Consider the following 22,383-nt stretch of genomic DNA (forward strand, 5'->3'; position numbering starts at 1 on the left):
GTGCAGGTTAGTGGGCTTGTCGCGGGCAAAAATCAGATGTCTTGGGCTCAGCTCCGGGGTGAAGTTGACGATCTTGTAGATGGGGCACCGCGTGGGGTGGTGCCCGGGCCGGGTCACGGCCGCCGGTCAAAGGAGACAGGTCATCATGGGTTGGTTGCACCGCATCAAGTACCGATTGATCGCGGCCTTCGCGGTTCCGCTGCTGGTCCTGTGCGTCGTCGGCGCGGTGGCCTACCGCAGCACCACCACCTTGGAGGAGAACAGCGGCAGGGTGACGCACACCTACGAGGTGCTCGAGGCGCTGAGCGTGGTCACCTCGACGCTCAAGGACGCCGAGACCGGGCAGCGCGGTTACCTCATCACCGGTGAGGACCGGTATCTGGCGCCCTACCAGGGCGCCAAGGACTCGATCGACGGTGCCATCACCGCCGTCGCCCAGTTGACCAGCGACAACGCCGAGCAGCAGGCACGGATCGCCACCCTGCGCCCGTTGGTCCAGAGCAAGTTCGCCGAACTCGCCGACACGATCGAACTGCGCCGCACCGACGGCTTCGCCGCCGCGCAGGCCGTCGTGCTCACCGACAAGGGCAAGGCGGTCATGGATCAGATCCGAGGTGTCATCGCGGAACTGTCGGACGCCGAGTCGAGCCTGCTGGACGAGCGGGCGACGACGACGGCCGAGACCGCCGACAGCGCGCGGACCGCCGTCCTGGTCGGTATCGTCATCGCCGCGCTGCTGGTCGTGGTGCTGGCGTTCCTGATCGCGCGCAGCATCCTGCGCCCGCTGTCCGCGCTGACCGGCCGGCTGTCGGAGATCGCGGACGGCGAGGGTGATCTGACCCGGCGGGTCGACGAGACGCGCAAGGACGAGTTCGGTCCGCTGGCCGCCGCGTTCAACCGGTTCGTCGCCAAGCTGGCCGGCACGATCCGGCAGATCGGCGACCAGGCCACCTCGTTGGCCGCCGCGTCCGAGCAGCTCTCGGCCAGCTCCCAGCAGATCGCCGGCTCGGCCGCCGACACGTCCCGTCAGGTCGGTGGCGTCGCGGACGCGACCGAGTCGATGAGCGGAGCGCTGACCACGGTCGCCGCGGGCGCCGAGGAGATGGGCGCTTCGATCCGGGAGATCGCCTCGAACGCCGCCGACGCCAGCCGGGCCGGCGCCGAGGCCGTCGACGTGGCGAGCGAGGCCACCCGGACCGTCAAGGAGCTCGGCACCTCGTCGGCCGAGATCGACAACGTCATCAAGCTGATCACCGCCATCGCCGAGCAGACCAACCTGCTCGCCCTGAACGCCACCATCGAGGCGGCCCGGGCCGGGGAGATGGGCAAGGGCTTCGCCGTGGTGGCCTCCGAGGTCAAGGACCTGGCCCAGGAGACCGCGCGGGCGACCGGCGACATCGGCCGCCGGGTGACCGACATCCAGACCAGCGCCACGGCCACCACGGAGGCCATCGACCGGATGAGCCAGATCATCCTGCAGGTCAACGACTACCAGACCACCATCGCCTCGGCGGTCGAGGAGCAGACGGCGACCACCTCGGAGATGGCCCGCAACATCTCCGACGCCTCCGGTAGCAGCCGCGACATCTCCGGCAGCCTGGCGGCGGTCGCCGGCGCCGCGACGGAGACGTCCACCGCGATCGGGGGCTCCCAGGCGGCGGTGAACGAGCTGGCCACGATGAGCGCGACGCTGCACACCCTGGTCAACCAGTTCAAGTACTGAGCGGGCTCACCGGGGCGGGCACAGCGGCTGGCGCGTGGCGCCGGGGAAGTACCGGTCCCAGTCCACGGCGACCGAGCGTGCGCACGTCTCCTCGATCACGGCGGGGAGATCGGCGTTGATGCGCCACATCGCCGACTTCCCGTCCAGCACCGCCAGGTCCTTGCCGCTGAGCCGGGGTGAGGTGAGGCGCAGGCCCTGGGTGTGCAGCTGCAGGAGGTTCCGGCCGGTCGCGGCGTCCCAGATCTGGGCCGCCGCACCGTCGACGACGGCCACCGTTCGTCCGGTGGCGTCGAAGGCGAGGTCGGTCGTCTCGTCGAGGCCGCTGACCCGGGCCACCACCCGCGGGGTGTGCGGGTCGGCCGCGTCCAGGACGGTCGTGGTCGTGTCGTTCAGATAGGAGGTGACGGCGATCAGCCCGGCCGGCCCGGCCCGGACGATCGCGGGGTGCGGGACGTGCAACAGGGTGCTGATCCGCCGGCCGTCGAGCGTCCAGCGCTCGATGGCGTCCTGGTCACCGGTGCGCCGGCTGAGGACGACGCCCGTGCCGTCGGCGAGCACCGCTGTCCCGACGACCTCGGCGGCCGGCAAGGTGCGGACCGACCGGTCACCCACCCGCCAGACCCTGGCTGTGCCGTCGGTGCCCAGGGCGCTCAGCACGGCACCGGTCCGGTCCAGACTCTGCATCATGCCCAGCCCGGCCGGCGCCCTGACGCGCCGCGGGTGGTCCAGGTCGGCCAGGTCCCAGAGCTGGGAACCGGTGTTCGCGATCCAGTAGATCGCCCGGCGCTCGTCGATGCTGGTCGCGTGGAGATAGCTGTCCGCGGTGGGCAGGCGGCCCGCCGGCCGCCACGACGCGCCGTCCCGCCGCCAGAGCTGTTCGCCCTCCGCGCGGGTGTCGTAGGTGGCCGCGAACCGGCCGGGTGGGTTCAGGTACCCGCGGCCGAGGGTGGTGGCGCCCGCGGCGGCGTGCGCCAGGACCAGCACGTCGCGGGCTTCGGTGGTGGGTGCGAGCCGGTACGCGGCCAGGGCCAGGGCCGCGGCGTCGACCGGCCGGGAGGCGATCAGGTCACGGGCGGCATCGGTGGCGCGCAGCGACTGTGCCTCATTGCGCTGCCGTGCGGCCCGGTGCTGGGCCGCCGCGGCCGCGACCGCTGTCCCGGCCAGCAGGACGGCCAGCACCGTCAGCCCCACGGCGAAGCGGCGCAGCCGCCGGGTGGTGCGCTGGTCGGCGCGTGTCCGGGCCTCCTCGGCGGCGAGGCCGGCGGCGACGAACGCCCGCTCGCGGGGGTTGAGCCGGTCGCGGAGCCGAACCGCCTGCTCGAGGCGGGTGCCGCGATAGAGGGTGTCGGGGTCGTACGCGTGGGCCTCCCAGACGGCCGTGGCCTCGGTGAGCCGGTGCTGGGCGCGCAGGTCGTCGCGGTCGTCGGCGATCCAGCCGGCCAGCCGCGGCCAGGCCTTGAGGAGCGCCTCGTGGGTCAGGGTGACGCTGTCGCGGTCGATGGTGATCAGCCGGGCGGCGGCGAACCGGTCGAGCAGGGCGTCCGGCACCTGCAGATCGGCCCGCCGGACCCGCCGCTTGGTGTCCTCGGTGCCGTCGCCGGGCACCACCAGGCGCAGGAACAGCAGCCGGACCGTGGCGCGCTCGGCCTCGGTGAGCTGGCCGAAGGTGTGCTCGGCGGTCCGGGCCAGAGCGTGCTCGATGCCGCCGACGTCCTCGTAGCCGGCCAGGGTGAGCACCACGCCGCGCCGGCGCCGCCAGGTCTCGGCGAGCGTGTGCGACACCAGCGGCAGCACGGCGGGTTGCCCGCTGACGTCCGAGACGAGCCGGGCCAGCAGCGCCGTCTCGATCGTGGCCCCCGCGTGGGCGGCCGGTCCGGTGATCGCCGACCGGAGCTCCTCGGTGGACATCGGGCCGACCAGCACCTGGGCCCGGTGCAACGCGGCCACCAGCTCGGGGTGGCGCGCGCAGCGACCGTAGAAGTCGGCGCGGACGCTGATCACCACCCGGCTGTGCGGTCCGGCGGCTGTGGTCAGCGCCCGGATCAGCCACAGCCGGGCGGCTTCGTCGCAGAGCGTGAACACCTCTTCGAACTGGTCGACGACCAGCACCAGGTCGGCGGCGGCTTTCGCGAGCCAGCCGCGCAGGGCCTGCGGGTCGGCGGCGAGGTCGTCACGGACCCGGTCCGCGGGCTCGTCGGCGAGGTTCGCGACGGGCCCGGCCAGCTCGGTGACCGGGTCGGAGCCCGGGTTCACCACGATCGCGGTGCGCGCGCTGCGGGCGACCAGGCCGGCCCGCAGCAACGACGACTTGCCCGCCCCGGAGGAGCCGAAGATGCCGACGAACGGCCGTTCGTCGACCAGCGTCAGCAGCGTGTCGGTCAACGCCTCGCGGCCGAAGAACCGGTCGGCGTCGTCCACCTGATAGGGGGCCAGTCCCACGTACGGCATGGGCGCCTCGCCGTCCGCGCCGGGCTGCGCGGCCGCCAGCTGCCGCCACCGCTCGGTCCACTCGCCGACGTCGCCGGCGCAGGCCCGGACGATCGCCGCGGTGACGGCCAGGCTCGGCAGCCGGCGGCCGGACAGCGCCTCGGACAGCGCCGCGGCCGAGTAGCTCGTCCGCTTGCCCAGCTCCCGGTACGAGGGCAGGCCGGCCCGCCGCCGCAGGCGCCGCAGGTCACCGGCGAACCGCAGCAGGGGCGTCTCCTCGGACTCCAGCGGACGTTCCTGTCGGGGCACCGGCCCTCCATTCGTCGCGGTCATTGTCCTCGCCGATGTCCAGCGTTGGTTGTTCAGCGGCCGGCGCCGAACCCGAACAACGCCACGGTCCCTACGGTCGGGATCGTTCCGCCGGCGCATCCGCCCGGGAAGTATTGAGGAGTTGTGCATGCGATACACCCGCATCATGGCAGCGGCGTCGGCCGTCGTCCTGGCCGTCTCACTGGCTGCCTGTGGTTCCAGCGAGAAGACGGCCGACAAGAAGTCCGCATCCGGCGCCGGCACCGCCGGCACGCTGATCGGCGTCACCATGCCCACCCGGTCCTCGGAGCGCTGGAACGGCGACGGTGCGAACGTGAAGAAGGAGCTGGAGGCCCTGGGCTACAAGGTCGACCTGCAGTTCGCCGAGGACGACATCCCGACCCAGGTCAACCAGCTGGACAACCAGATCACCAAGGGCGCCAAGCTGCTGATCATCGCGCCCATCGACGGCACCGCGATCACCACCCAGCTGCAGAGCGCGGCGGACAACAAGATCCCGGTGATCTCGTACGACCGGCTGATCCGTAACTCGCCCAACGTGGACTACTACGCGACCTTCGACAACTTCCGGGTCGGCGTGCAGCAGGCGACGTCGCTGCTGACCGGCCTCAAGGTGCTCAACGCCGACGGGTCCAAGGGCTCCGCGAAGGGCCCGTTCAACGTCGAGTTGTTCGCCGGCTCGGCGGACGACAACAACGCGACGTTCTTCTACAACGGCGCGATGTCGGTGCTGAAGAAGTACTTGGACGACGGCACGCTGAAGGTGCCGAGCAAGCAGACCGACTTCAAGAAGATCGCGATCCTGCGGTGGAAGCCGGCGGTCGCCCAGGACCGGATGGAGAACCTGCTGACCTCGACGTACCGTTCCGGGCTGCGGGTGGACGGTGTGCTGTCGCCGTACGACGGCCTGTCGATCGGTATCGTCTCGGCGCTGAAGAGCAACGGCTACGGCACGGCCGGTCAGCCGTACCCGGTCGTGACCGGCCAGGACGCGGAAGCGGCCTCGGTCAAGTCGATCATCGCGGGCGAGCAGTACTCGACGATCTTCAAGGACTACCGGGTGCTGGCCCGGACCAGCGCCCAGATGGCCGATGCCGTGCTCAAGGGCCAGAAACCGACCACGAACAACAACAAGGACTACGAGAACGGCGTGAAGGTCGTGCCGTCGACGCTGCTCGACACGGAGATCGTGAACAAGACCAACTACGAGAAGGTCCTCATCGACAGCGGCTTCTACACGAAGGCCAAGCTGCAGTGAGGATCGCGGTCCTGGCGGCTCTGACATTGGTCCCGATGACCGTCGGCGCGGGGGTACCGGCCGCCACCCCGGCGGCGGCCCACAGCGCGGTGCCGTCGCCCTCGGCGCCCGGAACGGGCTGGCGGGTCAGTGGCGACACGGTCACCTGGCGGTCGCCGGAGGCGATCCCGGTCGGTGACGCGGCGGTCGAGTTCTGGGCGGGGGAGCGCCGGCTCGGGGTGGCCCGCCGGCTCGACCCGCGCACTTTCGCCCTGCGCTGGTCCGGTGCCGCTGTCCCGGCCGGTCTGACGGTCCGGGCCGGCGGGCGCCGGCTGGACCGCGCTCCGGCCGCGACCGGGCGCTCCGGCCCCGTGCCCGGGACGGCCACACCGGGCCCGGCGCTACCCGCGAATCCGGTTGATCCCGGAACTGCCGGTTCCTACCGCGTCCGGTCCGGCGAGTACACGCTGCCTCCGCTGACATTGCCCGGCTATCCGGCCGCGGTCGAGATGCAGGCACTGGTGACCGCGCCCGTGGGTGCGCCGGGTGCGCGCCCGCTGGCGGTGTTCCTGCACGGCAAGCACGCGACCTGCTACGGCGGGCCGGACAGCGACGCGTACCGCTGGCCGTGCCCCGCGGGCAGCCGGCCCCTGCCCAGCTACCGCGGCTACCGCCAGGCCCAGGAACTGCTCGCCTCGCAGGGCTACGTCACCGTCTCGATCTCGGCCAACGGCATCAACGCGCAGGACGAGTCCGACGGTGACGGCGGGGCGCAGGCCCGGTCCTCGCTGATCCGGGCGCATCTCGCGCACTGGGCGGGCTGGGCCGGACCCCGGCGCTCGGGCGCGCCGGCGATCGCGCGGGCCGCCCCGCCCGCCGACCCGAGCCGGGTGCTGCTGATCGGGCACTCCCGCGGCGGCGAAGGGGCCAACCGGGCGGCCGTCGACAGCCTCACCCCGCCGCCCGCCGCGCGGGACGGCTACCACGGGCCGGTGCGCTGGACAGTGCGCGGCATGCTGCTGATCGGTCCGACGGCGTTCGGGCAGAACCAGGCGCCGGATGTGCCGGCGGCGGTGCTGCTGCCCGGCTGCGACAACGACGTCGCCGACCTGTCCGGCCAGATGTACGTCGACGCCACGCGGGGCGTCAGCAACGGCGCGGCGATGCACAGTGCGCTGGTCATGGTCGGGGCCAACCACAACTACTTCAACACCGAGTGGACGCCGGGACAGGCCGTCGCGCCGGCCGGTGACGACTTCCCGCGCGGTGTCGACGATCCGGTGTGCAGCCCGGGCCGGCCGGCCCGGCTGACCGCGGCCCAGCAGCAGCGGGCCGGGGCGACCTACATCGCGGCCGCGGCGCGGGCGTTCGTGGCCGGCGACGACCGGGTGCGGCCCCTGCTCGACGGCACCGGCGTCCGGGCCCCGTCGGCGGATCCGGCCCGGGTGCTCAGCCACGCCGTGGGCGCCGGCCGGACGCCCGCGGTGCTGCCCGACGAATTGCCGGCCGTCACCGGGCACGGCCGGCTCTGCGAACAGGTCGACCCCGATCCGGGCCGGGCCTGCCTGCCGCCCGCCGAGGGCGGCTTCTGGGGCCGGTCGCCGCACTTCGTGGGTCTCGACATGGCGGACGACGAGCCGGGCCGGTATGCGATCGAGATGACCTGGGCGAAACCGGGCGAGGCGACCGGCGTTCGTCCGGTGCGCCCGCGGCCGGTGGCCGGCGATCTGGCCCTGCGGCTCATCGTCCCGCCGGGCAGCACCGGTACGCGGATCGGCGTCGTCGCCACCGACCGCCACGGCCGCAGCGCGGACCTCGGCACGGTGACGCTGGACGGGCTGCCCTACTCGGCCAACCTGCCACGCTACTGGGCGCAGGAGGTGCGATTGCCGTTGCGCGGCCTCACCTCGCTCGCGGAGTTGCGGCTGGTGCCGCGCAGTGCCGGCGGAACGGCCTGGCTGATCGACGCCTGGGGGTGGCGGCCCGGCCTTCCGGCGCCGCGGCCGGTCGCATTGCCGCGCATCGACGCCGAGGACCTCACTGTGGACGAGAACGACGCCGGTGAACGGACGGTGCAGGTGCCGGTCCGGGTCACCGGCCGCGGCGCCGGCCGGGTTCGGCTGATCCTCGCCGACTCGTCGACCGGCCGGACGCGCTCCTGGGTCGCCGCGGTCCGGCCCGGCCGCAGCACCGTCCCGGTGCCGTTCACCGTCGAGGGCGACCGGCTCTACGGTTCCGACCGATCGCTCGTGGTGAAGGTCAAGGCCCTGCGGGGGGTGCAGGTCGGCAGTTGGATCGGCCGGGTCCGGGTACGCGACGACGACCCGCCCCCGCGGGTGACCGTCGAACCGGTCGACGACTCGGTGACCGAAGGTGACACGCTGCGGTGGCGGATCACGGTGTCGGACACCATCGAGGGCCGGATCTACGTGGACGCGACCTTCCGGCCGCCGGGTACTGAACCGCAACTGTCCACCACCGACGTGCCCCCGGACTGGTTGACCGAAGCGGGTGGCCAGGAGGCGGAACCGAGCCGGCCGCTGTCGGACCTCGAACACTTCGGCGTCTGGACCCAGTTGACACCGGACCGGCTGGCGGCCGAGCTGACCGTACCGACGATCGCCGACGAGCTCCCCGAGCCGGTGGAACGGATCCGGCTCGCGCTGTCCGGTTCGGGGCACGGCCTGGCGGACCTGGGCACCGTGACCGGGAGCGTCTCGGACCCGGCCGGCGCGCGGCGCTAGCCGGGCCACCCGGAACCTGCCGGCGATCGGTGGTCAGGGCCGGCCGACGGTCAGGGCCGGCCGACGGTCAGGGCCGGCCGACGGTCAGGGCCGGCCGATCGTTCAGGGGCTGGCGGATCCGTCAGGGCCGGCGGATCCGTCAGGGTCGGCCGAATCGTCGCGGGCCGGGGTGGCGGATCGGCCGGTAGGGCCGGGCCCGTGGATCGGGAAGACACCGCTGCCCGGCTCGGCGTGCCCGTCGAAGACGTCTAGCGTGTGCAGCGGCTCGCCGGTGACCGGCCGCCGGCCCCGCTGCCCGCCAGGCCGGCGCGCCGGGCCTGCTCGAGCGGCTGGCGGTGCGGCCGGACGACGCCGCGGAGATCATGGCCGGCTGGCCCGACCCGGACTCCCCGATGTGGACGCCGGAGCTGCGCTGGCTGCTCGACCGCCCTGGTGCGCGCGGACCTCGGGGGCTTCGACTGGCTGCCGCCCGGCCCGGTGCTGCCGCGCCACCGGGGACCGGCCTGGCGGCACCTCTACGCGTACGCGTATCTGGCCCTGGCCGACGTCGTCTCGGCGTACCACCGGGAACGCGGCATCGCCGATGCCGTGTCGTGGGCGACCCTGGCGGACCTGGGCCGCAACCTCGCCGTCGACCGGCGGATGCGCGGCGAGGGCTGGCCGGTCATGCGGAGCTGGCTGACCCTGCACGCGCGCGGCGGCCGGTACGAACTGGGCCGGCTGCAACACCAGCGCGGGGACACGGCCATCGGCCTGCACATCCCCGAGTGGGCCCGCTGACCCCGGAAGCGGTGGCGGCGTCGCTCGACCAGTTGCCCCCGCGACTCGACCTTCCAGCGCGCGATAGTCGGCCACCTGAAGGCGAGCCGCCACTGGCGCTGGCGCAAGGGCCGCTCCCCGCTCTGATCAGGACCCCGCTACCGCCCTCACGCTTCCAGCTAGGTTCCTAGGATGCCGTAGGCCGTGTGCGGCGGCGAACAAGCGGCGCCTGCTGCCGAAGTATCACCCCGGGCGAAGGGTGCCCCGGGTGTCCGCGCGGATCAATGTGGACGTCGACCACCTCATCCGCAGGGGAGCTCGATGGACGACACCTACGCACCTCGCCCGGCCGGCCTGGCCGTCGGCGGCGCGGCCACCCTGTTCGCGCGCACGATGGGGTACGTCGCGGCAACGACCGGCCTGTTCGCCCTCGGCGCCTATCTCGGTCGTGGCTTTCCCGCCCTGGTCGCCTTCGGCGCGTACCTGGTGTCGTTCGCCGCCCTGATCGCCATGCACTTCGCCGTCCGCCGTTCGCGGCCGGCGACGGTGGCCCTGCTGGCGGCGTTCGGGCTGCTGATGGGGGTGGCGGTCGCGCCGACGCTGGTCCATTACGCCAGCACCGATCCGCAGGCCCTCTGGCAGGCCGCGGCCGCGACGGCGTTGTTCGTCACCGCGTTCGGTGCGGCCGGGTACGCCACCCGCCGCGACCTCACCGCGCTGGCCCGGATCTGTTTCTGGGCGCTGGTGGGCCTGCTCCTCTTCGGCATCGTGCTGATCTTCGTGAACATCCCGAACGGAGCCCTCGTCTACTCCGTCCTCGGCCTGGTGATCTTCGCGGGTCTCATCATGGTCGACTTCCAGCGGCTGCGGCGCTCCTCGGACGTCGCGTCCGCGCCGCTGCTGGCCGCGGCGATCTTCCTCGACATCCTCAACGTGTTCCTCTTCTTCCTCCGGATATTCCGGGGCCGGTGACCGGCTGACCTCGTCGCGGCGGCGTGAGCAGTGGCCGGAGTGCGCCGGCCGCGGCAGCCGTGCCGGCCCACGTGAAGTCCGCGTGGTGGCCCGCCGGTGAGTCATCGGCGGCCAGCGGCGCCAGAGCCGCCTGGCCCAGCACCGGGTCCGGTTGGGCAGCCGCGTTGAGCAGGCCGGGAGGCAGCCCGCGATGATCGGGAGCCGAGCCTTCGGTCCCGGGCCCGGCCGAGGCCACCGACGCGCCCTGGGCCGACGCTGTGGCCGGTTTCTCCTCCGCGACCGCACCAACCAGCAGTGGCCACCGCCTCGTCCGGGCCGGCCGCGGCCGCCGCAGTGCCACGCGCCGCGCTCCCGGTCGCCGGTCAGCGCGCCGGCCAGGGCGGCCTGGGACCGGCGGCGTTCCTCGTGGGTGGACAAAAAGCGGTCGAAGTCGGGTCGTTCGTCACGGAAGTGTCGCGCCGCTGGCCCGGGTCGCCCGCGACTGCCCCACGATGGCCGACCGGATCAGCGGGTGCCGGGACACGATCCGGGCCGGGCGCCGGCCCGGTCGATCCAGTGCACGTCGTCGACCAGCAGCACGACCGGCGCGTCGGCGGCGGGGCACCGGCAGGATCGGGCAAGACTTCGCGAGCTGTGATCAACGGCCGCCCGCCAGGCGCGACGGGTCGGCCTCGTGCACCCGGAGTCCGTGGTCGATGAAATCGAGCATCCAGGTAAAGCTGACATCGACATCAGCGGCGATCTGGAAGCTGCCGGCGGCTTCCAGGGTGGTGAATCCGTGCAGCATGCTGCGCAGCATCCGCAGGGCGTGGATCTCCTGGTCGGGGTCCAGGTGGTAACCGTGCAGCATGGCGGTCCACGAGGCCAGGACCCGCTGGACGGCCGGGATGAACGGGTCGTCCGGCCCCCTGGCGGCGGCGACGTTGCCCGCCGCGTACCGGCCGGGGTGGGCCAGCACCCACGCGCGCATCGCCTGGGCGCCGGCCACGAGGGCTTCGCGGCCGGACCGCCCCTGCGTGGCGTCGCGGATGGTGTCCGCGAGCTCGTTCATGGCCAGCACGGCGATGCCGTGGGCCAGGTCGGCCTGACTGGCGACGTGCTTGTAGAGCGAGGGCGTCCGGACGCCCAGCCGTTCGGCCAGCAGACCCATGCTGAGCCCGGAGAAGCCGACCTCGTCGGCCAGGGCGGCGCCGGCAGCGGTGACCGTGGTCCGGTCGAGTCCGGCCCTAGGCATTGGTCAGCGTCCGGGTGAGGAACGGCAGCGACAGCGCGACGACCTCGTCCGGGGTCTGGGCGTGCGGGTAGTGGCCTGCGCCCTCGATGACCGACAGCTGCCCGAGCCCGGCCGGCAGGTCGGCGATGATCTGCTCGCCCTCGGCGCGGGGGTCGGCCCAGTCGGGGTCGAGGCTGCCCATGACGATCAGGACCGGGCACCGGACGTCGGGCAGCCGGGCGCCGGCGTCGGCCGGGCTGGTCCTGGCCATGGCCTGCAGGGCCTTCATCCGGCCGGGCTCGCTCATCGTGGTCTCGATCCGCGCCAGCTCGCCGGCCCAGTCGGCGGGCTTGGCCGGGTACGCCAGGTCGAGGTACTTCTTCCAGGCCGACAGGCTGCCCAGGGCCATGGTCAGGCCGAGCTGGAGGGATCCCGTCCGGTAACGCTTCACCCGCATCAGCCCACCCGGCGAGACCGTCTGCGTCCGGGTGAACGGCGCCAGCTCGATGACCCCGGCGATCAGCTCCGGCGCCGTGGCCGCGGCGATCGTCGCGGCGCCGCCGCTGATCGACTGTCCCATGATCACGGCCGGGCCACCGAGGTGACGCACGAGGGCCACCAGGTCACCGGCGATGTCGGTACGGCTGTAGCCGTCCCAGTCGGGGCTGGAGTCCCCGCAGCCCCGGATGTCCAGGTTGGCGACCCGGTACCCGGCCGCGACCAGGGCCGGGGCGACGAAACGGTACGAGTGGCGGCTGTCGCCCATGCCGTGGGCGAGGACCACCAGCGGCCCCGCGCCGGTCACGTCGTAAGCGATCTTGTTCCCGGCGACGTTCAGGTACTCGGTCATGACCTTCTCCAACGGCTTGGCTAACTGCGTTACCCAGAAGCTACTGCCGTTAGCTAAAAGTGTCAAGGTCACCGTCCGGGTGCGGTCAGGGGTGCTGGTCCGCCATGTCGGGAGTGAACTGCTCCACCCGGCCCCGGCCGTTGCCCTTGGCCCGGTAGAGAGCCAGGTCCGCGTTGTGCAGCAGGGCCGCGGCCTCCTGGTGCTGGTCGTCGAGGGTGGCGATGCCGATGGAGACGCCGATCGTGATCGTGCGGTCGCCGATGACGAACGGGTCGGCCAGGTAGGTGCGGATGCGGTCGGCGACGGCCCCTGCGTCGTCGGCGGTGCGCACCCCGCGGCACAGCACCACGAATTCGTCGCCGCCGAACCGGCCCACGTAGTCGTCCGGGCGGGTCGCGTCGACCAGGCGCAGAGCGACCTGCTTGAGCAGCTCGTCGCCGACGGCGTGCCCGTACGTGTCGTTGACCGGCTTGAACCCGTCGAGGTCCAGGAAGAGCGCGGCCAGGGCGCCGTCGGTCCCGGCCTGCCGCCGGCGCCGCCAGTCCAGCACGGCGGTCTCGGCCCGCTCCATGAACAGCGCCCGGTTGGGCAGCCCGGTGAGCGCGTCGTGCAGGCGGGCCCGGGCCAGCCGCGCGGAGCTGACCAGCGCGGCCGCGCCGATCAGCAGGATCATGATCATGGCGAGGCTGAAGGCGCCGAAGATCTGCCAGGCGACCCGGCCGGTCGACTGGACCGGAGCGAGCAGGGCCGACCTCGACGTCGTCATGACCACTCGCCAGGCCGTACCGGTGACCGGGGCCGCGGAGAAGTACGTGTCGCCGACGACGCCCTCGTTCTGCCGGCGCAGCGCCGACAGCAGGGCCGCCGCCGGCGCCCCGGTGGCCGGCCGGGCCGATCCGGTCGAGGTGATGACCCGCCCGGCGCCGTCGATCAGGTACGAGCTGACACCCGGCAGGTTCAGGGTGCTGGAGACCAGCGCCGAGAGCTCCTCGACCGCGACGGGAGCCACGAGCACCCGGATCCCGCCGGGCGCGGTGAAGGGCTGGAACGCGGGCACACTCGCACCGCTCGGGGTCGTCACGACCTCACCGAAGGCGAGCCGTCCCGTCTGATTCGCGATCCGGAGCCCGGAGCCGTCTCGCAGGTGCCGCGCGACGGCGTCGTGGGACGCGGGATAGCCGGCCAGCTCGGTGCCGTCGGCGGCCAGGACGGCGTACCAGGGCGTGCCGAGCTGCTCCAGCAGCTTGCGGGAGTCCCGGCGCAGTTGGGCCGGCGTGCCGGAGAAGGCGGTGACGCCCACCGCCCGGGTCTTGGTGTCGCTGGCCCCCAGCGTGCCGGCGATCGCGCTGGCGCCGTCGCGCGGCCGCAGGCCGAACTCCTCGAAGATCTTCACCCGGGAAGCCTCGACGGTGTCCGCGAGGTAGTAACCCACACTGCCCACCAGCGCCACGCTCAGGAACACGGCGAAGCAGACCGCCAGCTTCCGCACCATCACTCATTCCTCACGCTAGAGGCCACACCTGTCCTATCGGCCGGTGGAGCCGGCTTCGTGAGCCGGGCGCGGTCGTCGGCGAGGGAAGATGATCCTGACGAGAGGGGACTGGCGTGGGGTCGACACCGCTGGACGGACGGCTGGCCGCGGCCCGGGCCGAGGCGCTGGTGGGCCGGGACGCGGAGCGCGCGGTGCTGGACCGGATGCTGTCCGGGGCGGCGGACGCCCCGCTGGTCGCGTACCTCCATGGGCCCGGCGGCATCGGCAAGTCCTGGCTGCTGCGCCACGCCGGCCGGCAGGCCGAGCGGGCCGGCCGGCGCGTGGTGCGCATCGACGCCCGCTACCTCGACGCGGACCCGCGCCGGCTGGCCGAGGCCGCGGCCGTGGCGTGCGAGGAGCCCGGCGTCGTGCTGCTCATCGACACGTTCGAGCGCGGCCAGACGCTGGAGGCCTGGCTGCGTGACACCTTCCTGCCGCGGCTGGCCCAGGGCGCGGTGGTCGTGCTGGCGAGCCGGGTCGCCCCGGACGTCGAATGGTCGCTGGATCCCGGCTGGGCGCCGCTGTTCGCCGAGCTGGTCGTGCGGCCGCTCGACGCCGCGCAGTCCGACGCCCTGCTCGCGGCGCGCGGGGTGCCGGCCGATCGCCGGCCCGAGCTGGTGGCCTTCGCCGGCGGCAGCCCGCTCGCGCTCTCGCTGGGCGCCTCCGTGCTCGCCGCCGGCGCGCCCTGGGAACCGACCGGTGAGGTCCTGACCACCCTGGTCGAGCGGCTGGTGGGTGACCTGCCGGGTCCGGCGCACCGGCGGGCCCTGGAGGTCGTCGCGCAGGCCTACGTCACGCGCGAGTCGCTGCTGCGCGCGGTGCTGGGCGACGAGGACGCCGCGGCGGTCTTCCCCTGGCTGCGCCAGTTGCCCTACGTCGAGGCCACCCCGGAAGGGCTGCATCCGCATGACGCGGTGCGTTCCACGCTGGCGGCCGACCTGCGCTGGCGCGATCCCGAGCGCTATGAGGAGGTACGCGTACGCGTCTCGATCGCCTGCCTGCACGAGGCCCGGCGCGCCGCCGAGAACGACGCGCTGCCGCGGGTGGCGGAGTGGATGTTCCTGTTCCGCGAGGACTGCGGCCCGGACGACCCGTACGACTGGCGGCCGCACCCCCAGGTCGAGGACGCCCCGCTGCACCCGGCCGACGTGCCCGCCGTGCTGCGCATGGCGCAGGAATCGGAAGGACCGGCGGCGGCGGCGGTGGTCGCGCACTGGGCGCGCCGGTGGCCCCAGGGCTTCCGTGTCTACCGGTACGCCGGTTCGCCGGCACCCGTCGCGTTCGTGGCATTCCTGCAGCTGGAGGCGCCACTGCCGGAGGACCGGGCGGCTGACCCGGTGATCGCGGCGCTGTGGGATTTCGTGGACAAGGTCGCCCCGCTCGGGCCGGATGAGCATCTGAGTGTCCGGCGCTTCGCGGTGCAGTCCGGCCGGGCCGGGCGGCCGTCACCGTTCCTGGATCTCATCGGACGGCGCGCCGTCGCCGCCGATCTGAGGGCTCGCGGACGCGCTATGAGTTTCGCGGTCGTCGAGGACGCCGAGCGGTTCCGGGGCTACCTCACCAGCGCCGGCTTGCAGGAGGTCGTGGCCGCGGACGTCGGCGGGCGGGAGCAGCACGTCTTCGGCCGGGACTGGCGGCGGCAGCCGGTGGAGCAGTGGGTGCGGGACCGGGCCCGTACCGGGGTCGTGCCCGGGGCCGGCTGGACCGGCGCGGCGCCCGCCGACGGCGACCTGTCCCGGGACGCGCTGGTGGTGGCCGTGGACGAGGCGTTGCGCACCTGGCACGTGCCGCGGGAGTTCGCGACCAGCGTGCTGCTGCGCACCCGCCTGGTGCCGCGGGGTTCGAGCGATCCGGTGGCGGACCTGCGGGGCGCCGTCATGGCCGCTGTCGACGCGCTGCCGGTCGATCCGGCGGGCGTGAAGGCGTACGAGGCGCTCACCGCGACGTACCTCTCGGCCTCGCGTACCCACCAGGCGGCCGCCAGGCGGTTGGGCGTGCCGTACGGCACGTACCGGCGGCAGCTCGGCCTGGCCAAGGAACGGCTCGTCGAGCACCTGGTGCGCCGGCTGGCCTGACCTTCCTCACCTGCCTGGGCACTGCTGAGCAGCAGTGAGCACCGCGGGCAGTGGCGTACGGGCCGGCGCGTGGCACAGGGTGGTCGGGCCGGAGATGTCGTGTCGGCCAGGTCACGTCCCACCCTCTTGCTTCGAATTCGAAGCACAGCTATGGTCAGAGAGTGCTTCGAAATCGAAGCAACTGCGGAAGGTGAGGATCAGCCATGAAGGCAGTGCGTTTCCACGAGTTCGGCGGCCCCGACGTCCTGCGGTACGAGGACGCCGACCAGCCCGTCCCCGGCGCCGGCCAGGTCCGGCTGCGGGTGGCCGCGACCACGTTCAACGGCGTCGACGCGAACATCCGCGGCGGCACCATGCAGGGCCCGATCCCCGTCTCCCTGCCGCACACCCCGGGCATCGACGTGGCCGGCACCGTCGACGCCCTCGGCGACGGCGTCGACACCGTCGCGGTCGGTGACCGGGTGATCGGCTTCCTGCCCATGACCGGCGTCGGCGCCTCCGCCGAATACGTGGTCGCGCCCGCTGAGGTTCTGGCGACGGCACCCACGACCGTGCCGCTGGCCGACGCCGCCGCACTGCCCGCGGTCGGTCTGACCGCCTGGCAGGCGCTGTTCGAGCACGCCAAGCTGACCGCCGGGCAACGCGTCCTGATCAACGGCGCCGGCGGAGCGGTCGGCGACTACGCCGTCCAGCTGGCCAAGAACGCCGGCGCCCACGTCATCGCGGTGGCCGGTCCGCACAGCATCCGGCGGGTCGAGGCGGCCGGCGCCGACCAGGTCATCGACCACACCAGCGCCGACGTCACCGCCCGGGTCACCGAGCCGGTCGACGTCGTGCTCAACCTCGCCCCGGTCGACCCCGCACAGCTCGGCGCACTCGTCACCGTCATCCGCGACGGCGGCACCCTGGTGAACACGACCGTGTGGATGCCCGCGCCCTCCGACGACAAGCGCGGCGTCACGGGGGTCAACCTGTTCGTCCGCAGCGACACCGATCAGCTCGCGCAGCTGGCCGGCCAGGTCGACGCGGGCCGGCTGCGCATCGACATCGCCGAGCGGGTCCCGCTGGCCGACCTGCCCGCCCTGCATGCCCGGGCCGCCGCCGGCGCACTGCCGAGCGGCAAAGTCACCGTCACGGTGGCCGGCTGAGATCGCCGCAGAACCGACAACGAGAGGCCGCCGATGATTCCCGACGACGATCCGGCCCGGTCGCTGACCGTGGCGAATCCTGACGACCCGGCCACCACGTTCGTGTCCCTGGTGGGCAACACGTACGCCATGCTGATCACCGGCGCGCAGACCGGCGGCCGGTACTGCCTGATCGACATGCGCGTACCCGACGGCGGCGGCCCGCCGCCGCACCGGCACGACTTCGAGGAGATGTTCACCATCCTCGAAGGAGAGATCGAGTTCACCTTCCGCGGCGAGAAGCACCTGGTGAAGGCCGGCTCCACGATCAGCATCCCGGCCAACGCGCCGCACCACTTCCGCAACACCTCCGGCGCGCCGGCCCGGATGCTGTGCATGTGCACGCCGGCCGGGCAGGAGGAGTACTTCACCGAGATCGGCACGATCGTCGCCAGCTGGGACGCGCCACCGCCGCAGCTGTCGCCCGACGAGCTGGCCGACCAGCGCCGCCGCGCCGGGGAACTGGCCGGGACCTACCGCAGCGAGTTCCTCTGATCCCGCTGGGGGATCTGGTTCACCGGGGCGATCCAGGGCACCCTTCGGTCATCCCGCCACCTCGGGTCGGGTAGCACAGGTCCGGGCGCGAGCCCGGAGGAAGGGGAAGCGACATGGCCAGGGACGAACTGAACACGGAAGCGGCCGAGGGCGAGCGCGACCGCCGGTTCCACGGCGGCGCGCCCGCCCACCTCGACGACGACGAGCTGGCTCGCCGCACCGACGAGGAACGGGCCGACGCCGGGGTCATCGACTACGACCCGGCCGGCGTGCCGGCGGCGACCGACGACCCGGTGCCGTTCGACCCGCAGGCCGACAATGACGAGCAGGACATCGAGAGTGTCACCGCCCGTCAGGAGGCCGAGGGCGAGACCATCCCGCTCAGCGAGGACAACCCGTTCCCGCCGACGGGCTACGCGGAGTCCTGACAACGATCCCTCAACCGCGCACGAGTGCTTCGTACACCTCGGCGAACCGCGCGCGGCGGCCCGCGTAGTGCTCGACGTGGGCCGCCCTGGGCTCGTAGGTCGCCCCGGTGGCCCGGGGCGCCCGCGGGACGTCCGGGGCCAGTACGTCGAGAGCCAGCAGGGCCGTGCCGCGCTGCGTGGCGCGGCGCCGGGTCACGTGCGTGACGGGCCGCCCCAGCACGTCGGCGAGGACCTGGAGCCACTCCGGCCGGTCGTTGCTGACCCGGCCCGCCGCCGCGACCTCCAGCACCCCGGGGGCGGCCGGGCGCAACTCGTCGGCCACGCGCGCATAGGTCATGGCCACGCCCTCGACGATCCCGCGGAACATGGTGTCGGCGTCCGTGGCCGCCGACACCCCGCCGAACACCGCGCGTGCGCCGCCGACCCAGCCGGGCGCGCGTTCCCCGGTGAGGTACGGCAGCACGAGCGGCGTGGCATCGCCGGGCGGCGCGGTGAGCACGGCCCCGAGCGCCGGGCTGAGGCGCAACGTGGCCTCGGCCCAGCTGACGGCGCGGCCGACGTCGTTGATCGCCCCGCCGAGCAGCGTGCGGCCGGCGTCGACCCGGTAGTTCCACAACCCGAACGGCAGGGGATCGGCCGGGCCGTCGAGCAGCACCCGCAGGGCGCCGCTGGTGGCGGTGGCCGCGGTGAGCACCGTGGCGTCGGTCGCCCCGGCTCCGATGTTGCTGGCGAAGCCGTCGGTGATGACGGGAAACCACACGGCCCGGGCCAGGGCCGGCCGGAGCGCCCGGTTCGCCGACGGTGCCGGCTGGGTCATGTCCCGTGGCGGGCCGAGCTGCTCGGGGCCGATGCCCGCCGCGTCGAGCAGCTCGGCGTCGAGCTCACCGGTGCGACGGTCGAGCAGGCCGGTCCACGCCACCGTGGACGTCCCGGCGAGCGGCTGCCCGATCAGCCGGGCCAGGATGTACTCACCCAGGGACCACCAGGCGGCGGCCTCCGCGACGAGGCGAGGCTGCTCAGCGGCCAGCCAGCGCAGGCGCGGGGCGTGATAGCTGGTGTGCAGGCGGGTGCCGGTGCGCTGCTGCACCGCGTGCTCGTCGAGCTCCTGACGCAGCGCGGTGACCGCGCCGGCGCTGCGGGAGTCGGCGTAGGTCAGGCACGGGGTGAGCGCGCGCCCGGTGGCGTCGACGGCGATCAGCGAGGCGGCGAAGGTGTCCATCGCGACACCGGCGATGCGGGTCCCCAGCCGCAGGTCGCCGGTCACCGCGTCCAGAACCTGCTCGACCTCCGCGGTCACCTGGTCGGGATCGATGACCGAGGTGCCGTCCGGCGCGACCGAGAAGGCGTGCGGCACCTTGTGCTGCAGGCCGTGCACCCGCCGCCCCGACGCGTCGTGCACCCCGCCCCGGGTGGCGGTGGATCCGATGTCGAGGGCGAGGACCAGCGGGTCCAGCGCCGCGTCGAGGCTGACGTCGTCGGCGGTCCGGGTCATCGCAGTGCTCCCTCTCAGGACGTCAGCAGGTGTTTCTGCACCTTACCCATCGCATTGCGGGGTAATGCGTCGACGAACCTCACCTGCCGTGGTCGCTTGTGGGCCGACAACGTACGGGCCACGAAGTCGACGAGCTCACCGGCGGTCACCGCCTCGGCCACCACGAACGCGGTGACCTGCTGACCGAGGTCGTCGTCCGGGGTGCCGAGCACGGCCGCCTCGCGGACCGCCGGGTGGGCCAGCAGGGCGTCCTCGACCTCACCGGCGCCGATCCGGTAGCCGCCACTCTTGATCATGTCGGTGGACCGGCGGCCGACGATGCGGTACGCGCCGCCCGGCGTCGTGCGGGCGAGGTCGCCGGTCCGGAACCAGCCGTCGGCGTCCAGCGACTGCGCGGTGACCTCGGGCCGGCCCAGATAGCCGTCGAAGAGCATCGGACCGCGCACCCAGAGCTCGCCGATGGACTCGCCGTCGGCCGGCAGCGTGGACCCGTCGTCGCCGACCACCCGGGCCTCGACTCCCGCGACGGGCGTGCCGACCAGGCCGGCCTCGCGTCCGGGGTCGTCGGCCCGGTTGCTCAGGGTGATCAGCGTCTCGGTCATGCCGTAGCGCTCGACCGGGCGGTGGCCGGTCAGCTCCTGCATGCGCGCGAACAGCGGGGTCGGCAGGGCAGCACTGCCGGAGACCAACAGCCGGGCGGAGCGCAGGCGCTCGGCCACGGCCGGCTGGGCGCACACCCGGGACCAGACCGTCGGTACGCCGAAGTAGAGCGTTCCGGCCGCGGCCGCGTACGCCTCGGGGTCGGGCCGTCCGGTGTGGTGCAGCCGGCAACCGACCCGCAGGGCGCCGAGCACGCCGAGGACGAGCCCGTGCACGTGGAACAGCGGCAGGCCGTGCACGAGCACGTCGTCCGGATGCCAGGCCCAGGCGTCGGCCAGTGCGTCGATGCCGGCCTCGAGCGCGCGGTGCGAGAGCACCGCACCCTTCGGCGGGCCGGTGGTGCCGCTCGTGTACATGATCAGCGCGGCCTGTTCCGGCTTCGGCTCCGGGTGCCGGTGGTCCGAGCTCCGGTGCAGGTCAACCTGACGGACGCGGATCTCGGCGGCCGGCTCCGGGCCGGCGGCGAGCAGCAGGGTCGCCCCGGAGTCGCGCAGGATGTGCGACCGTTCCCGCGGCCCGGAGTCCGGTGGCACCGGGACGACCGCGGCGCCGCCGAGCATCGCCCCGACGATCGCCACCACGGTCTCGGCGCTCGCGGTCGCGTGCACCGCCACGACCGGCTCACCGCGGACGTCGTCGGCCACCGCGTTCGCACAGGCGAGCAGTCGTTCCGGCGAGAGGGTGACCGTACCGATCCGGATCGTGTCGTCGGCCGTCGCGGGGGAGAGGGCTGTACCAGCCAGCAGGCGCATGCGCAGACATTATGCCGGACGCCCCGAGCTCATCGTCCATTCTGATTTCCGGCCCTCGCGGTACCGGCTGTAGGGGGTCGTTAAGGGTTCGGTCGCCGACGGATCCTGGATATGCTCCGAAGGTGCCACGCCGGACGCATCCGGGCTCCTTTCCGACCGGTCCGGCGCAGGGCTGCGGAAAGCGATGGAGGTGCTGATCATGGTCGAATTCCAGGGATCGGGAAATGGTGGTCCGGTGGCCGCCCGGTCCGAGCCCGCAGTCGTGGCGGTGCTGGAGGGTGGCCCGGCCACTCTCCCCGCCGAGCTGCGCCGGCAGCACGTTCGGCCGGGCGCGGACCGGGTCAAGATCGAGCATTGGGGCGGCCATGAGCATTTCGAGCGCCGGCCCGAGCAGAGCGCCGATGCGGCATTGCTGTTCTTCGACTGGGTGACCCGTACTCGTATCGCGGAATAGGCGGTGACCGTGACGGAAATCGAGGTCCAGGTGGAGGACGCCGACGCGGCGGTGCGTTTCTACACTGCGATTTTCGCCGGCGTGGAATCTGGTCGTGAATGCCTCTGTGACGGGCGGCTCCTGCACGCTGACATCGAGATCGGCGACTACCTGCTGAGCGTCGGCACGCCGTGGTCGCCCGCCGGTCCGGCCGGCCGCGGTCACAGCGAGGTCCGCCTTCCCGGCGACGAACTGGAACGGGTGCTCCGGCGGTTCGCCGAGGCCGGGGCTCAGCTCGAGCGGATCGACGGGGGCGCGGAGGTGGGGGACATCTTCGGCCACCGGTGGCGCATCGTGCGGGCCGGTTGATTCCGCCGGCCCGCGACGCTACCGACGGGCGACCTCGATCGCGGTGACGAGCAGGCGATCGGCGACGGCGTACCGGCCCCGGTAGCCGCCGTGGCCGGGGACCAGCAGCCGGGCGACGAAAGACGCGTCCCGGGGATCGAATTCGATGCTCGCCTCGCCGAAGTCGAGCTCCCGTCCGGTGCTCGGATACCAGGTCTTGAACACCGACTCCTTGGCGCTGAACACCAGCCGGTCCCAGGCCACTGCCGGATGGGCCTCGGCGAGGCGGGCGACACCGTCCTGCTCCTCCGGGCGCAGCACCACTTCGGCCACGCCGTCGGGCAGCGGCTCGTGCGGCTCCGCGTCCACCCCGAGCGCGGCGATGTCCGCGGAACGTGCCACGGCGGCGCCGCGGAAACCGGCGCAGTGGGTCATGCTGCCGGTCACGCCGGCCGGCCACTGTGGCGCCCCACGCCGGCCCGGCAGGATGGGCTGCGGAGGCAGGCCCAGCTCGGCCAGAGCGCGGCGCGCGCAGTGGCGCACAGAGCCGAACTCGCGCCGCCGCTTCTCCACCGCACGCGCGACGACCCGCCGCTCCTCCGGAAAGAGCACCACGTCCGGCGGGTCGGTGCCGCACTCGGCCACGGCGACGTACGGCGACAACAGGCCGCGCAGCAGCAGCGGGCTCGTCACCACGGCATCCATCGGCAGCTCCGGTCGCGGGACA

18 protein-coding genes are annotated in these 22,383 nt (G+C 73.3%); 11 read left to right on the forward strand and 7 right to left on the reverse strand.

From position 1 onward, the window contains the following. The first annotated feature begins 145 nt into the window (after nt 1-145). Nucleotides 146-1,723: a CHASE3 domain-containing protein gene (locus tag AB0C12_RS42760; RefSeq protein ID WP_360556824.1), complete on the forward strand. Its 1,578-nt coding sequence runs from the start codon at nt 146-148 to the stop codon at nt 1,721-1,723. 6 nt (nt 1,724-1,729) lie between these two features. On the opposite strand, the gene AB0C12_RS42765 is transcribed toward AB0C12_RS42760, so the two are convergent. Then, nucleotides 1,730-4,459 (reverse strand): hypothetical protein, encoded by a 2,730-nt coding sequence (locus AB0C12_RS42765; RefSeq protein WP_360556825.1) that lies wholly within the window; start codon nt 4,457-4,459, stop codon nt 1,730-1,732. Nucleotides 4,460-4,607: 148 nt separating this feature from the next. Here AB0C12_RS42765 and chvE point away from each other — a divergent pair, with 148 nt between their 5' ends. From chvE to AB0C12_RS42785, 4 genes are all read left to right on the forward strand, one after another. Then, complete coding sequence (chvE, locus tag AB0C12_RS42770; RefSeq protein WP_360556826.1) at nt 4,608-5,738, forward strand: multiple monosaccharide ABC transporter substrate-binding protein; 1,131 nt, start codon at nt 4,608-4,610, stop codon at nt 5,736-5,738. 35 nt (nt 5,739-5,773) lie between these two features. Continuing rightward, the gene (locus AB0C12_RS42775; RefSeq protein WP_360556827.1) at nt 5,774-8,461 is read left to right on the forward strand and encodes a hypothetical protein; all 2,688 of its coding nucleotides are present in this window, start codon (nt 5,774-5,776) and stop codon (nt 8,459-8,461) included. Nucleotides 8,462-8,716: 255 nt separating this feature from the next. Continuing rightward, nucleotides 8,717-9,241 (forward strand): acyltransferase domain-containing protein, encoded by a 525-nt coding sequence (locus AB0C12_RS42780; RefSeq protein WP_360556829.1) that lies wholly within the window; start codon nt 8,717-8,719, stop codon nt 9,239-9,241. A gap of 300 nt (nt 9,242-9,541) precedes the next feature. Further along, a complete protein-coding gene (locus tag AB0C12_RS42785) occupies nt 9,542-10,192 on the forward strand; it encodes a Bax inhibitor-1 family protein (RefSeq protein ID WP_360556830.1) in 651 nt (216 codons plus the stop codon). Between the two features lie 637 nt (nt 10,193-10,829). Here AB0C12_RS42785 and AB0C12_RS42790 read toward each other — a convergent pair. The 3 genes from AB0C12_RS42790 to AB0C12_RS42800 form a co-directional block, all read right to left on the reverse strand. Next, nucleotides 10,830-11,426, reverse strand: a complete 597-nt coding sequence (locus AB0C12_RS42790) for a WHG domain-containing protein (RefSeq protein ID WP_360556832.1) — start codon at nt 11,424-11,426, stop codon at nt 10,830-10,832. Next, the gene (locus AB0C12_RS42795; protein WP_360556833.1) at nt 11,419-12,255 is read right to left on the reverse strand and encodes an alpha/beta hydrolase; all 837 of its coding nucleotides are present in this window, start codon (nt 12,253-12,255) and stop codon (nt 11,419-11,421) included. Before AB0C12_RS42795 ends, AB0C12_RS42790 begins: the two co-directional genes overlap by 8 nt. A gap of 85 nt (nt 12,256-12,340) precedes the next feature. After that, the gene (locus AB0C12_RS42800) at nt 12,341-13,747 is read right to left on the reverse strand and encodes a GGDEF domain-containing protein (protein ID WP_360556835.1); all 1,407 of its coding nucleotides are present in this window, start codon (nt 13,745-13,747) and stop codon (nt 12,341-12,343) included. 113 nt (nt 13,748-13,860) lie between these two features. Here AB0C12_RS42800 and AB0C12_RS42805 point away from each other — a divergent pair, with 113 nt between their 5' ends. The 4 genes from AB0C12_RS42805 (at nt 13,861) to AB0C12_RS42820 (ending at nt 17,971) form a co-directional block, all read left to right on the forward strand. Then, complete coding sequence (locus AB0C12_RS42805) at nt 13,861-15,861, forward strand: AAA family ATPase (RefSeq protein WP_360556837.1); 2,001 nt, start codon at nt 13,861-13,863, stop codon at nt 15,859-15,861. 203 nt (nt 15,862-16,064) lie between these two features. Continuing rightward, a complete protein-coding gene (locus AB0C12_RS42810; protein ID WP_360556838.1) occupies nt 16,065-17,009 on the forward strand; it encodes an NADP-dependent oxidoreductase in 945 nt (314 codons plus the stop codon). A 33-nt stretch (nt 17,010-17,042) separates the two neighbouring features. Continuing rightward, a complete protein-coding gene (locus AB0C12_RS42815; protein WP_360556839.1) occupies nt 17,043-17,543 on the forward strand; it encodes a cupin domain-containing protein in 501 nt (166 codons plus the stop codon). Between the two features lie 113 nt (nt 17,544-17,656). Beyond that, nucleotides 17,657-17,971, forward strand: a complete 315-nt coding sequence (locus AB0C12_RS42820) for a hypothetical protein (protein ID WP_360556841.1) — start codon at nt 17,657-17,659, stop codon at nt 17,969-17,971. Between the two features lie 10 nt (nt 17,972-17,981). Here AB0C12_RS42820 and AB0C12_RS42825 read toward each other — a convergent pair whose 3' ends face one another. Both AB0C12_RS42825 and AB0C12_RS42830 read right to left on the reverse strand, forming a co-directional pair. Next, nucleotides 17,982-19,463: a gluconokinase gene (locus AB0C12_RS42825; RefSeq protein ID WP_360556843.1), complete on the reverse strand. Its 1,482-nt coding sequence runs from the start codon at nt 19,461-19,463 to the stop codon at nt 17,982-17,984. A 14-nt stretch (nt 19,464-19,477) separates the two neighbouring features. After that, nucleotides 19,478-20,875 (reverse strand): acyl-CoA synthetase, encoded by a 1,398-nt coding sequence (locus tag AB0C12_RS42830; RefSeq protein ID WP_360556844.1) that lies wholly within the window; start codon nt 20,873-20,875, stop codon nt 19,478-19,480. 184 nt (nt 20,876-21,059) lie between these two features. Between AB0C12_RS42830 and AB0C12_RS42835 the strand changes: the two genes are divergently transcribed. After that, a complete protein-coding gene (locus tag AB0C12_RS42835; protein WP_360556846.1) occupies nt 21,060-21,329 on the forward strand; it encodes a DUF5988 family protein in 270 nt (89 codons plus the stop codon). Nucleotides 21,330-21,332: 3 nt separating this feature from the next. After that, nucleotides 21,333-21,677, forward strand: a complete 345-nt coding sequence (locus AB0C12_RS42840; protein WP_360556847.1) for a hypothetical protein — start codon at nt 21,333-21,335, stop codon at nt 21,675-21,677. An 18-nt stretch (nt 21,678-21,695) separates the two neighbouring features. Here the strand turns inward: AB0C12_RS42840 and AB0C12_RS42845 are convergent, their stop codons facing one another. Next, complete coding sequence (locus tag AB0C12_RS42845; protein WP_360556848.1) at nt 21,696-22,361, reverse strand: 4'-phosphopantetheinyl transferase superfamily protein; 666 nt, start codon at nt 22,359-22,361, stop codon at nt 21,696-21,698. Between the last annotated feature and the right edge of the window lie 22 nt (nt 22,362-22,383).

It is taken from the genome of Actinoplanes sp. NPDC048967 (assembly GCF_040649415.1).
Lineage (GTDB): Bacteria > Actinomycetota > Actinomycetes > Mycobacteriales > Micromonosporaceae > Actinoplanes.

Coding starts and splice junctions, on each gene's coding strand:
- AB0C12_RS42760 (WP_360556824.1), top strand. CDS start 146: ATGGGTTGGTTGCACCGCATCAAGTACCGATTGATCGCGGCCTTCGCG.
- chvE (WP_360556826.1), top strand. CDS start 4,608: ATGCGATACACCCGCATCATGGCAGCGGCGTCGGCCGTCGTCCTGGCC.
- AB0C12_RS42775 (WP_360556827.1), top strand. CDS start 5,774: ATGACCGTCGGCGCGGGGGTACCGGCCGCCACCCCGGCGGCGGCCCAC.
- AB0C12_RS42785 (WP_360556830.1), top strand. CDS start 9,542: ATGGACGACACCTACGCACCTCGCCCGGCCGGCCTGGCCGTCGGCGGC.
- AB0C12_RS42790 (WP_360556832.1), bottom strand. CDS start 11,426: ATGCCTAGGGCCGGACTCGACCGGACCACGGTCACCGCTGCCGGCGCC.
- AB0C12_RS42795 (WP_360556833.1), bottom strand. CDS start 12,255: ATGACCGAGTACCTGAACGTCGCCGGGAACAAGATCGCTTACGACGTG.
- AB0C12_RS42800 (WP_360556835.1), bottom strand. CDS start 13,747: ATGGTGCGGAAGCTGGCGGTCTGCTTCGCCGTGTTCCTGAGCGTGGCG.
- AB0C12_RS42810 (WP_360556838.1), top strand. CDS start 16,065: ATGAAGGCAGTGCGTTTCCACGAGTTCGGCGGCCCCGACGTCCTGCGG.
- AB0C12_RS42815 (WP_360556839.1), top strand. CDS start 17,043: ATGATTCCCGACGACGATCCGGCCCGGTCGCTGACCGTGGCGAATCCT.
- AB0C12_RS42820 (WP_360556841.1), top strand. CDS start 17,657: ATGGCCAGGGACGAACTGAACACGGAAGCGGCCGAGGGCGAGCGCGAC.
- AB0C12_RS42825 (WP_360556843.1), bottom strand. CDS start 19,463: ATGACCCGGACCGCCGACGACGTCAGCCTCGACGCGGCGCTGGACCCG.
- AB0C12_RS42830 (WP_360556844.1), bottom strand. CDS start 20,875: ATGCGCCTGCTGGCTGGTACAGCCCTCTCCCCCGCGACGGCCGACGAC.
- AB0C12_RS42835 (WP_360556846.1), top strand. CDS start 21,060: ATGGAGGTGCTGATCATGGTCGAATTCCAGGGATCGGGAAATGGTGGT.
- AB0C12_RS42845 (WP_360556848.1), bottom strand. CDS start 22,361: ATGGATGCCGTGGTGACGAGCCCGCTGCTGCTGCGCGGCCTGTTGTCG.